Annotated in this window: 9 protein-coding genes; 2 read left to right on the top strand and 7 right to left on the bottom strand. The window is 71.4% G+C overall.

The features are described 5' to 3' along the window. The 5 genes from ruvX to rpsD form a co-directional block, all read right to left on the bottom strand. A partial coding sequence (gene ruvX / locus ACRX5W_RS18480; RefSeq protein WP_436789286.1) for a Holliday junction resolvase RuvX occupies window positions 1-484 on the bottom strand: 484 nt, incomplete at its 3' end. 86 nt (window positions 485-570) lie between these two features. Continuing rightward, window positions 571-3,240: an alanine--tRNA ligase gene (alaS, locus tag ACRX5W_RS18475; protein ID WP_436789285.1), complete on the bottom strand. Its 2,670-nt coding sequence runs from the start codon at window positions 3,238-3,240 to the stop codon at window positions 571-573. After that, on the bottom strand, window positions 3,240-3,716 hold the full coding sequence (locus ACRX5W_RS18470; RefSeq protein ID WP_436789284.1) for a DUF6167 family protein: 477 nt from the start codon (window positions 3,714-3,716) through the stop codon (window positions 3,240-3,242). The genes alaS and ACRX5W_RS18470 overlap by 1 nt, the downstream gene beginning before the upstream one ends. A gap of 1 nt (window position 3,717) precedes the next feature. After that, window positions 3,718-4,146 (bottom strand): DUF948 domain-containing protein, encoded by a 429-nt coding sequence (locus tag ACRX5W_RS18465; protein WP_231777236.1) that lies wholly within the window; start codon window positions 4,144-4,146, stop codon window positions 3,718-3,720. 405 nt (window positions 4,147-4,551) lie between these two features. Continuing rightward, window positions 4,552-5,160, bottom strand: coding sequence for a 30S ribosomal protein S4 (rpsD, locus tag ACRX5W_RS18460; RefSeq protein WP_436789283.1), 609 nt, complete (start codon window positions 5,158-5,160; stop codon window positions 4,552-4,554). A 137-nt stretch (window positions 5,161-5,297) separates the two neighbouring features. On the opposite strand from rpsD, the gene ACRX5W_RS18455 reads away from it, so the two are divergent. Together ACRX5W_RS18455 and ACRX5W_RS18450 are read left to right on the top strand one after the other, a co-directional pair. Continuing rightward, window positions 5,298-6,128 (top strand): DUF2470 domain-containing protein, encoded by an 831-nt coding sequence (locus ACRX5W_RS18455; protein WP_436789282.1) that lies wholly within the window; start codon window positions 5,298-5,300, stop codon window positions 6,126-6,128. A gap of 285 nt (window positions 6,129-6,413) precedes the next feature. Further along, entirely contained in the window at window positions 6,414-7,835 is a 1,422-nt protein-coding gene (locus ACRX5W_RS18450; RefSeq protein WP_436789281.1) for a threonine/serine ThrE exporter family protein, read from the top strand. A 163-nt stretch (window positions 7,836-7,998) separates the two neighbouring features. On the opposite strand, the gene ACRX5W_RS18445 is transcribed toward ACRX5W_RS18450, so the two are convergent. Together ACRX5W_RS18445 and ACRX5W_RS18440 are read right to left on the bottom strand one after the other, a co-directional pair. Further along, window positions 7,999-9,363, bottom strand: coding sequence for a replication-associated recombination protein A (locus ACRX5W_RS18445; protein WP_436789280.1), 1,365 nt, complete (start codon window positions 9,361-9,363; stop codon window positions 7,999-8,001). A 53-nt stretch (window positions 9,364-9,416) separates the two neighbouring features. Further along, a complete protein-coding gene (locus ACRX5W_RS18440; protein WP_436789279.1) occupies window positions 9,417-10,238 on the bottom strand; it encodes a vWA domain-containing protein in 822 nt (273 codons plus the stop codon). Window positions 10,239-10,396: the final 158 nt, after the last annotated feature.

The raw sequence follows: 10,396 nt of genomic DNA, 5'->3' as shown, positions 1-10,396 counted from the left end.
CCCCGGGGCCTGGTGGGTCGGGGTCCCGGGCCGGTGGCACCGGGACCTCCTGACCGGGCGGGCGTCCCGACGTCCGCTCGGTTTCCAGCGCGTTCTGCAGGATGACGACGGCTGCCGCCTGGTCGACGACAGTACGGGCCTTCTTGCCTCGCACTCCTGAGGCACGCAGGTCGCGTGTCGCGGTCACGGTGGTCAGCCGCTCGTCGACGAGGCGCACGCCGATCGGCGCGACCACCGCCGCGAGCCGGGTCGCGAAGGTGCGGGCCTTGGCCGCGGCGGGCCCTTCGCGGCCGGACAGCGATCGCGGCAGCCCGACGATGACTTCCACCGCCTCGCGTTCGGCGACCAACTCGGCCACGCGGCGCACACCGCGTCCCGCGGGCACGGTCTCGACAGGAGTCGCGACCAGGCCGTGAGGATCGCTCGCGGCGACGCCGACGCGTACTTCGCCGACGTCGACCGCGATTCTGATGCCCCTCCTCACCGGCCCCACCCCGTGCACGCCGGTGAGGACGGACACCGCACCGGTGCGTCGGCGGGACGGCCTCGGTCCATCGAAGTCCCCAAGCCTCAGGCCGTTTTCTGGGTGACGGTGCGGGTGACCGCGGCCAGCGCGTCGTCCACCGCCGCCGGGTTGGCGCCGCCGCCTTGCGCGACGTCGTCCTTCCCGCCTCCGCCCCCGCCCAGGGCCTGCGCCGCGATGCGCACCAACTCCCCTGCCTTGACGCCGCGTTCGCGAGCCGCGTCGTTGGTCGCGACGACCACCATCGGCTTGTTGTTCACCACGGAGACAACGGCGACGGCCGCGGGGCGTGCCCCGAGCCGCCCGCGTACGTCGAGCGCGAGCTTGCGCAGGTCGTCGGTCGGGGTGCCGTCGGCGACCCGGTGTGCGACGAGGGCGACGCCGCCCACGTCCGAGGCGCTCTCGGCCAGGCTCGCGGAGGCCTGGAGGACCTGCGCCGCGCGCATCCGGTCGATCTCCTTCTCGGCCTCGCGCAGCTTGGCGACGATCGAGGACACGCGCTCGGGAAGCTCCTCGGGACGGCCCTTCACGACGTCGGTGAGCTGGTTGACGATCGTGTGCTCGCGGGCGAGGAAGCGGTACGCGTCGACACCGACGAGCGCCTCGACGCGGCGCACACCGGCGCCGATCGACGATTCGCCGAGCAGCTTGACCAAGCCGAGCTGCGCGGTGTTGTGCACGTGTGTACCGCCGCACAGCTCCTTGGAGTAGTCGCCGATCGTGACGACCCGGACCTCGTCGCCGTACTTCTCGCCGAACATCGCGGTCGCGCCCTGCTTGCGGGCGGCGTCCATGCTCATGATCTCGGCGACCACGTCGAGGTCCCGTGCGAGCACTTCGTTGATCTTTTGCTCGACGTCGGTGAGCACGCCGCCGGGCACCGCCGAGGGGGCGCCGAAGTCGAAGCGGAAGCGGCCGGGGGCGTTCTCGGAGCCGGCCTGCGCGGCGGTCGGGCCGAGCGCGTCGCGCAGCGCCTGGTGGGTGAGGTGGGTGGCGCTGTGTGCGCGCGCGATGGCGCGGCGGCGCTCGGTGTCGATCGTCGCGTGCGCCGGCGCGCCGACGGTGACCTCGCCGACCTGCACGGTCCCGCGGTGCACGCTCACGCCGGGCACGGGCTGCTGGACGTCTCGCACCTCGACGACACCGCCGCCTTCGACGCGGATGCGCCCACTGTCGGCGAGCTGGCCGCCGCCTTCCGCGTAGAACGGCGTGCGGTCCAGGACGATTTCGACGTCGTCGCCCTCCTGCGCGGCGGGCGCGGAGACGCCGTCGACGAGGATGCCGACGACTGTGGCCTCACTCGCGTCGAACACGTAGCCGGTGAACTCGGTGGCACCGGCGGTGTCGGCGAGCTCGCGGTACGCGGAAACGTCGGCGTGGCCCTGCTTCTTGGCGCGGGCGTCTTCCTTCGCGCGCTTCTTCTGCTCGGCCATGAGGCGGCGGAAGCCGTCCTCGTCGACGTCGAGGCCCTGCTCGGCGGCCATTTCGAGGGTGAGGTCGATCGGGAAGCCGTGCGTGTCGTGCAGGGCGAAGGCCGCGCTGCCGGGCAGCGTGGTGCCGCCGGCCGCCTTGGTCTTGCCGATCTCGGTGTCGAGGATCGAGGTGCCGGTGACGATCTTGTCGAGGAAGCGGTTCTCCTCGGCGACCGCGATCGAGTCGATACGCCCCGCGTCGGCGACGAGTTCGGGGTATTGCGGGCCCATCGCGTCGATGGTCGAGGCAACCAGCGCGCTGATGGTCGGACCGTCGGCGCCGAGCAGGCGCATGTTGCGGATCGCGCGGCGCATCATGCGGCGCAGCACGTAGCCGCGGCCTTCGTTGCCGGGGACGACGCCGTCGCCGATGAGCATGACGGCGGTGCGCACGTGGTCGGCGACGACGCGCAGGGCGACGTCCGACTTGAGGTCGGCGCCGTAGCGGTGGCCGGTCAGTGCCGCGGCACGGTCGAGGATCATCCGCGACGTGTCGATCTCGTACAGGTTGTCGACGCCTTGCAGGATGCATGCGAGGCGTTCGAGGCCCAGACCGGTGTCGACGCTCTTGGCGGGGAGGTCACCGAGGATGTCGTAGTCGTCCTTGCCCGTGCCCTCGCCCCGGATGAACTGCATGAAGACGAGGTTCCAGATCTCCAGGTAGCGCTCGCCGTTGACGGCGGGGCCGCCCTCCTCGCCGTAATCGGGGCCGCGGTCGTAGTTGATCTCCGAGCACGGGCCGCACGGGCCGGGCACGCCCATCGACCAGAAGTTGTCCTTCTTGCCCAGGCGTTGGATGCGTTCGGCGGGGACGCCGATCTTGTCCCGCCAGATGGTCTCGGCCTCGTCGTCGTCGAGGTAGACGGTGATCCACAGCTTCTCGGGGTCGAGGCCGTAGCCGCCGCCGGCGATCGGGGTGGTCAGCAGCTCCCACGCGAGCGTGATGGCGCGCTCTTTGAAGTAGTCGCCGAAGGAGAAGTTGCCGCACATCTGGAAGAACGAGCCGTGCCGGGTTGTCTTGCCGACCTCGTCGATGTCGAGGGTGCGGACGCACTTCTGCACGCTGGTGGCGCGGGGGAAAGGCGGCTTGACCTCGCCGAGGAAGTACGGCTTGAAAGGCACCATGCCCGCGTTGACGAGCAGAAGCGTCGGGTCGTCCGCGACGAGCGAGGCCGACGGCACGACGGTGTGTCCGCGCTCTTCGAAGAAGCGCAGCCAGCGGCTACGGATCTCAGCGGAATCCATCAGCGTCGGTCCTTCCGGTCGTACTTGCCGCCGCCGTCACGGCGGTCGTGCAGTCTCGGTGCGGGCGCCGCTCCGGGGAGGCCGAGGCGGAAGCCCTGTTGGTTTTCGTATCGGTCGTGGGCGTCGCGGGGGTCGTACGCGTCGAGTTCGTACGGGTCGTACACCTCACGTCCGTATACGTCCCGTCCACGGTACGGTCCCCGGGCGGGCGGCAGCATCGGATATTCGCGGCCGGCCTGGATGACCGGCGGCGCGGCGGCCGCGGTGACGTCGGCGCCGATCGCGCGGTAGAGCTCGGCTTCGCGTTCGGCCATGCCGGCGCGCACCTCGTCGGCGAAGTAGCGGATCGCCTCGCCGATTCCGGTGACGTTGTCGGCAACGCCCTCGGGGGTGTACTTCTGCGCCTTGTCCTTGACTTTCCGCGCGGCCCACATGCCGGCGCCGGCGCCGACGGCCATCCAGAAGAGCCTGGCCATGTCATGACCTCCCGCGGGCGGCGCGCTGGCGTGCGATGCGCTCGGCCTTGGCCGTGGAGCGTACGCGCTTGGCCAGTTCGGCGCGTTGTTGCGCGGACAGTGCGCGGCGCACCCCGTAGGAGAACGCGGCGGTCTTGACCAGCGGGCCGCCGAGAGTGGCGGCGACGGTCGACGACAGCGCGGTGGCGTTGGTCGACATCGTCTGCACGTTGCCGGCGATCTGGTCGACGCGGGCCAGTTGCGCGTTCGTCGCGCGGACGGCGTCGGTCATCTCGTCCAGCAGGGGCGGCGTGCGGTCGGCGATGTCGGAGACGAGGCGGGTCGCCTCCTTCAGCACCTTGACCAGCTTCACCAGCACCAGCGCGAGAAAGGCGACGAGAATCGCCCAGAACGTCGCGATGATCATCAGCGCGACTTCGCCACCCGACACCTTGATGCGCTCCTTCAATGGCCGTCATTGGCCGAAAGACAACTGCGGACGACAAGCTGAGGGGGAGTCACCTGGGAGACATCCACACGGGCGACTCCGGAAGCCCCGACCCTACCGCGACGTGACGGAGACGCTGCGGAACGGTCGCCTGACACTACCGGCCGCGCGGGGTGCGGTGCACTCACCGGTGGCGGCCCTGTTGGGGATGGCTCGTCGCCGAGTGCGAGGGTTGTCCCGGGGGCGTGAGGGGACAAAGACGAAGGCAAGAGGCAGCGAAAAGGGCCCGGCTCCGAATACGGAGCGGGGCCCTTTTTCGTCGTTTCCTGTGCGTCGTTTCGAACGTTGTTGCCGAACGTCGCCGCCGAACGCCGTCGCCGTGCGGTACGACGCTGCGGGTGACGCGGGTCAGCGCGAGTAGTACTCGACGACGAGTTGTTCGTCGCAGATGACCGGGATCTCCCGACGCTGCGGGAGGCGGTCGAGGCGGGCGACGAGGGCCCCGAGGTTCACCTCGATGTACTTCGGGGTGTTCTCCGCCGCGAAGCCGCCGGCGCGGACGACCTGGAAGAGGGGCTTGTCGCGGCTGCGTTCGCGCACGCCGACGATGTCCTCGGTCCGGAGCCGGTACGACGGGCGATCGACCTTGGTGCCGTTGACCTCGAAGTGGCCGTGGCTGACCATCTGGCGGGCCTGGTAGATCGTGCGCGCGAATCCGGCGCGGAGGACGAAGGCGTCGAGGCGGCGCTCCAGGGCGACGACCATTTCCTCGCCGGTCTTGCCCTGGTGCTTGTGCGCATTGTCGAACGCGGCCCGCATCTGGGTCTCGTTGATGTCGTACTGCGCGCGGAGCTTCTGCTTCTCCATCAGGCGCACCTTGTAGTCCGACGCCTGCTTGCGACCGCGCCCGTGCTCGCCCGGCGGGTAAGGCCGGTTTTCGAGGTACTTCTGCGCTTTGGGGGTCAGAGCGATGCCGAGCGCACGGCTGCGCTTGACCTTGGGGCGGGCCTGGTTCAACGGATCCTCCGAGTCGGTGGTACTTGCCAGCCACGGCCGATTTAGGTAAGCCTAACCTTAACGTCGAAGGCACTTCGAGGGAAACCCCGGGGTGCGCGATCGCCACCGCCCTGTCGCACGACCACGCTGGAGGACGCATGCCCCGGACCACCGACGCCGCCGACGCCACCCCTGAGGCGACCGCCGGCGAATGCGCCCGGCAGCGCTCCCGGGGCAGTCACCCGGACGCCGCGTCCCGCGCCCGCACCCTGGCCGCGTACGCCGCGTCGGCGCTCGTCGAACTCCCCGGCCACATCGGCGACGAGCCCGTCGTCCCGGCCGCCCGGTCGGTGGAGTCCGACGGCTCGATCCTGATGCTGGTCCCGCCGGAGATCGGCGCGGCCGTGCTGACCTCGCGCGACGACGTGGCCGCCGTCCTGCACCTGGTCGACGTGGCCCCCGTCGCGGTGCCGCAGCGCGTGCGCGCCCACTGCTGGGTCGCGGGGTGGCTGAGCACCCCGTCGGGCTCCGGTCTCGGCCGTGCCGCCGCACGGCTCGCCGCCGCCGCGCACGACCCCGCACTCCTCACCTCCGGTGCGGCGCGCTCGGGCGCCGTCGTGCGGCTGGAACCCGGCGAGGTCCTCGTCGACGACCTGTGGGGCGCCGAGCACGTCGAACCGGACGAGTACGGTGCCGCGACCGCCGACCCGGTGGCCGCCCACGAGGCCGAACTCCTTCAGCACCTCGCCGCCGCGCACGGTGCCGAACTGCACCGTCTGTGCCGGCTGACCGGCGCGGTGGCGAAGGGCGACCGCGTCGCACCCGTCGCCCTCGACCGTTTCGGCCTGCGGCTGCGCTGCACGGGGCCGACGCGCACGCGGGACGTCCGCTTCGAGTTCACGTCGCCGGTGAACGGGCCCGCCGCACTCGGCGAGGCGCTGCGGAGCCTGTTCCACGGTCCGGGCGGGAGCGAATCCGCCTGCGCCTGAACATATTTCGTCGATATTCGAGCAGCGTTGAACGAGCCTGACTGCTGTTGATGGTTCCGTGGTGCACAGCCGCGGCGATTCACCCCTCCACATCCGGTTCATCCGCTCATTGAGGGATTGCCGCCTCCGTAGGGCACTGTGGAGAGCCATCACCCATCAGTGGCAGGAAGGACGGATGCGGTGTTCGAGCGCCCCAGGCGACCCGGCACCGTCGGCGGCCCCCGGAATCCCCGCGATTCCGAACGGGCCCCGGCAACGCTCTCCCCGGCGGAGGTCCCCTCCCCGATGCCCCGGCGGCGCGGCCGATCGGCGGCGCGGCTCCCGTGGCATCCACCGCCACTGGCCACCCTCCCGTGGCAGGAGCGCCTGCGTGCGCGCCTGCGTGCGGACGCGTACGGCGTGGACGCGCCGGAGCGAACCGACACGGGTGTCTCGGTGCCGCACGTGCTCGACCTCGCGCTGCGCACCGGCGAGTTGCTGCTGGCGAGTGGAGAGGGCGGCGAGGACGTCGAGGCCGCGATGCTCGGCATCACCGACGCGTACGGCCTTCAGCGGTGCACGCCGAACGCCACGTTCACGGCGATGACGCTGTCGTACCAGCCGTCGCTGGCGGACGCGCCGGTCACGGCGGAGCGCGTGGTGCGCCGCAGGGCCACCGACTTCACGCGGCTCGCGGCGGCGCACCGGCTGGTGGAGGACATCACCACCGGCGAAGTGAGCCTGGAGGACGCCTATCACCGGCTCGTCGAGATCCGCCGCAACCGGCACCCGTACCCCCGCTGGCTGGTGCTGGGGGCCACCGGTTCGGTGGCCGCGACGGCCAGCGTGCTGGTCGGCGGCGGCGTGGTCGTCGCGTGCGCGTCGTTCCTGGCTGCGGTGCTCGGGGACTGGCTGGCGCAACTGCTGGCGAAGCGCGGCGTGCCCGAGTTCTACCAGTTCGTCCTTGCCGCGATGCCGGCGGCGGCGGTCGCCGTGGTGCTGATCAAGCTGGACATCGGGATCCTGCCGTACGCGGTCGTGACCGGCGGGTTGTTCGCGCTGTTGCCCGGCCGGGCCCTGGTGGCGGCCGTGCAGGACGGACTGACGGGCTTTTACATCACCGCCGCCGCACGGTTGTTGGAGGTCTTCTACCTCATCACCGGCATCATCTGCGGCATCGCGATCATGCTGCACGCCGGCAGCCAACTCGGCGTCGAACTCGACGTCGAGGGCTCGTTCTTCCCCGAGTCGAACCCTCCCGTGCAACTCCTCGCGGCGATGGGGCTGTCACTCGCGTTCGCGGTCCTCGTGCAGGTGCGGCCCGACGCGCTGCTGATCGCCGCGGCCGGCGGCGCGTCGAGCTGGTCGATCTTCGAGGTGCTGCGCAACGCGGGCTCGGCGCCGATCCTGGCGACCGCCATCGCGACGGGGGTCGTCGGGCTGCTCGGCCAGCTCCTCGCCCGGGCGGGGCGCACCTCGGCGCTGCCGTACGTCATCCCGGCGATCGGCCCGCTGCTGCCCGGCGGTTCGATGTACCAGGGCATGCTCGGACTGGCCCTCGGGCACACCGACCAGGGCTGGCTGGGACTTGTCAACGCGGCCGGGCTGGCGCTCGCGCTCGCGGTGGGCGTGAACCTGGGGAGCGAGGTGGCGCGCTTCGTTCTGCCGGTGCCGCAGCGCGGCGGTCGGGAGCAGCGCGCGGCGGCCAAGCGCACGCGCGGTTTCTGACATCGCGCCGGGCGGACTGGCCGGGCGCCGTACGCGTCCGGCCGTCCCCGGGATAACCCATGAGCGGATACGGACGGCGCCCGGTGCCCGTTTCTACCGTGCGCCAACCGGCCGTGCAACCCTTTGTTTCCGACCGCCGCCCGCCTGGGACGCGGGGCGCTGCTCAGTCCTGCGGCGGTGCGTCCGGTCGTCCGAGCTTGTCGCGGAGCCGGTCGAGGACGTCGGCGTGGCGGGCCTCGTTGCCGTAACGCGTCGGGTGGTAGTAGCGCCTGCCGTGGATGGCGTCGGGGGCGTACTGCTGCCGGGCGACGCCGCCGGGCACGTCGTGGGGGTAGACGTAGCCCTGCGCGTGCCCGAGCTTCGCGGCCCCCTTGTAGTGGCCATCGCGCAGATGGGAGGGCACCGGGCCGGCCAGCCCCGCGCGCACGTCGGCCAGGGCCGCACCGATCGCCAGTGTCGCCGCGTTGGACTTCGGCGCGAGGGCCAGGGCGATCGCGGCGTGGGCGAGGGTGAGCTGCGCCTCGGGGAAGCCGATCAGCGCGACGGCCTGCGCCGCGGCGACGGCGGTCTGCAGCGCGGTGGGATCGGCGAGGCCGATGTCCTCGGACGCCGAGATCATCAGGCGCCGGGCGATGAAACGCGGGTCCTCCCCCGCGTCGATCATGCGTGCGAGGTAGTGCAGCGTGGCATCGACGTCCGAACCGCGGATCGACTTGATGAGCGCGCTGGCGACGTCGTAGTGCTGGTCGCCGTCGCGGTCGTAGCGCACCGCCGCGCGGTCGACCGCCGCTTCGAGGGTGGGCAGCGTGATGCTCTTCTCGCCGCGGTCCATCGCCGATCCTGCGCCGGCTTCGAGGGCCGTGAGCACGCGCCGGGCGTCGCCGCCGGCAATGCGCGCCAGGTGGTCCTCGGCGTCGGGGTCGAGCGCGACCGCTCCCCCGAGCCCGCGTTCGTCGGCGAGCGCGCGGGCGATGAGGGCGCGGATGTCGTCGTCGCCGAGCGGTTCCAGGGTCAGCAGCAGCGAGCGGGACAGCAGCGGGCTGATGACCGAGAAGTACGGATTCTCGGTGGTCGCCGCGATGAGCGTGACCCAGCGGTTCTCGACGGCCGGCAGCAGCGAGTCCTGCTGGGCCTTGGAGAACCGGTGGATCTCGTCGAGGAACAGCACGGTCTCGCGTCCGTGCGCGCCCGATTCGCGCCGCGCCGCCTCGATGACGGCACGTACTTCCTTCACGCCCGCGGTGATCGCCGACAACTCGACGAAGCGGCGCTTGGTGGCATGGCTGACCACATACGCGAGGGTCGTCTTGCCCGTGCCCGGCGGGCCCCACAGGATGACCGACGACGGCGCTGTGACGCCGTCCCCGGCGCGCACCAGGCGACGCAGCGGCGACCCCTCCCCCAGCAGGTGCCGCTGGCCGACCACCTCGTCCAGATCGCGCGGACGCATACGCACCGCGAGGGGCGCCAGAGCGGGGTCCTTGCTTCGGCGCTCCTCGGCGGCGGCGATGAACAGGTCGGGTTCCACGCCCCCGACCCTAACGCCGGGCCCCGACACGCGGCCGGGCGATGTCCACCGCGTCAGCGCAGGACGCCGGCCGTCCGGGCGGCCTGGAGCCATTCCGGGAATTCGATCATCAGTTGGTCGTAGAGCTTGGCGTCGCTCATCCGCTTGGGATCCGCGCCCGCCTCGAAGAAACCGGCGTTGTCGACGACGCGGAATTTGGGTGCCGGAAGTTCGTCGAGCCTGTGCAGGAAGCGGAACTGGTCGCGGCCGAAGCCCACGAACTGCCAGAAGATCGGCAGGTCGGCGGCCTTGCACAGAGTCTTCTCGGCCGCTTTTGCGTTGTTGGGCGCGCCGTCGGTCTGGAAGACGACGTACGCCGGGTCGGTCGCTCCGCACCCTTCGTAGTGCCGGATGACCGCCCGCATCGCGGCGACGTAGTCGGTGGTGCCCATGTGGCCGAGTCGCTCGTGCAGACGGCCGATGCGGCCCTGGTAGTCGGTGAGCGAGATCTCCTCGACGTCGTAGGCCTTGGAGTCGAAGAAGACGACGGGCACCACGCCGTCGTCGTCGAAGTGCGCGGCGGCAGCGAGCACGCGCTCGGCGAGGGCCTGAACGCTTCCGTCGCGGTAGAAGCCGGACATGCTGCCGGAGCGGTCGAGCACGAGGTAGACCGCCGCGCGCACGCCCGCGAGTCGGTGCTTCTCCAGGCTGACCCCGGCCGCCTTGTACAGGCTGACCAGGCCGGGGGCGGTCCGCTCGATCTTGTCGAGACTGACCGCGGAGCCGGTTCCGGTACGCACCACTCCCGGCCGCGCGGGCGCCCCGGCAGGGGACGTGCCGGCCGTCCCGGGCGCGGTCGTGGGCTGCCGTCGGCGGCGGAACCACGAGATCGGCATACGGACCCTCCCTGTCGTCCGTTGAGGCGGCGGCCCGGCGAGGCCGCCCCCTCAACGCTGGCAGAAGAGGGGGCGTGGCCGCAGGGGGTTCTCCCTCTGAGCCTTTATCGGAGTTCCCACCGGCCAAGGCGCGTTGCGCCGCTCTCGACGGCCGAGGC

Origin of the sequence: Yinghuangia sp. YIM S10712 (assembly GCF_051388935.1) — a bacterium.
Taxonomy (GTDB): Bacteria; Actinomycetota; Actinomycetes; order Streptomycetales; family Streptomycetaceae; genus Yinghuangia.
This window is presented reverse-complemented; position numbering and strand designations above follow the sequence as displayed.

What these genes read in the sequence shown, in the direction of transcription:
- ACRX5W_RS18440 (WP_436789279.1), bottom strand. Translation starts at nt 10,238, where the DNA reads ATGCCGATCTCGTGGTTCCGCCGCCGACGGCAGCCCACGACCGCGCCC.
- ACRX5W_RS18450 (WP_436789281.1), top strand. Translation starts at nt 6,414, where the DNA reads ATGCCCCGGCGGCGCGGCCGATCGGCGGCGCGGCTCCCGTGGCATCCA.
- alaS (WP_436789285.1), bottom strand. Translation starts at nt 3,240, where the DNA reads ATGGATTCCGCTGAGATCCGTAGCCGCTGGCTGCGCTTCTTCGAAGAG.
- ACRX5W_RS18470 (WP_436789284.1), bottom strand. Translation starts at nt 3,716, where the DNA reads ATGGCCAGGCTCTTCTGGATGGCCGTCGGCGCCGGCGCCGGCATGTGG.
- ACRX5W_RS18455 (WP_436789282.1), top strand. Translation starts at nt 5,298, where the DNA reads ATGCCCCGGACCACCGACGCCGCCGACGCCACCCCTGAGGCGACCGCC.